Source organism: Burkholderia sp. Bp8998 (genome assembly GCF_003854235.1).
Classification (GTDB): Bacteria; Pseudomonadota; Gammaproteobacteria; order Burkholderiales; family Burkholderiaceae; genus Burkholderia.
On sequence record NZ_QTQF01000171.1, the window covers coordinates 1 to 458 of the forward strand.

Sequence of the window (458 nt, forward strand, 5' to 3'; positions counted from 1 at the left end):
GCGTTGAAGCCCGTATTCCAGGTATGGCCGCCATCGATCGAGTATTCGACGGTGGCGCCGGTTTCGACACCGGCGAGGTTCAAGGTGCCGACGTTGGTGATGTGGTCGGTGGCGCTGTTGCCGGAATCAGTCGTCAACGCAACGCTGGGCGCAGCCGCGGAGGTATCGAGCGTAAAGCTGAACGACGTCGGATCCGACGTGTTGCCTGCGATGTCGGTCTGCCGGACCTGTACATCGTTCACGCCTTCAACGGCGTTGAAACTGGTGTTCCAGGTATGACCGCCGTCGATCGAGTATTCGACGGTCGCGCCGGTTTCGACACCGGTGAGATTCAAGGTGCCGACATTGGTGATGTGGTCGGTGGCGCTGCTGCCGGAGTCGGTCGTCAACGCAACACCGGGCGCAGCGGCCGACGTATCGAGCGTGAAACTGAACGACGTAACCGACGACGTATTGCC

1 protein-coding gene is annotated in these 458 nt (G+C 61.1%); it reads right to left on the reverse strand.

The features are described 5' to 3' along the window. The coding region (locus tag DIE06_RS38015) for an Ig-like domain-containing protein (RefSeq protein ID WP_260433920.1) at positions 1 to 389 on the reverse strand (389 nt) is incomplete at its 3' end. Positions 390 to 458: the final 69 nt, after the last annotated feature.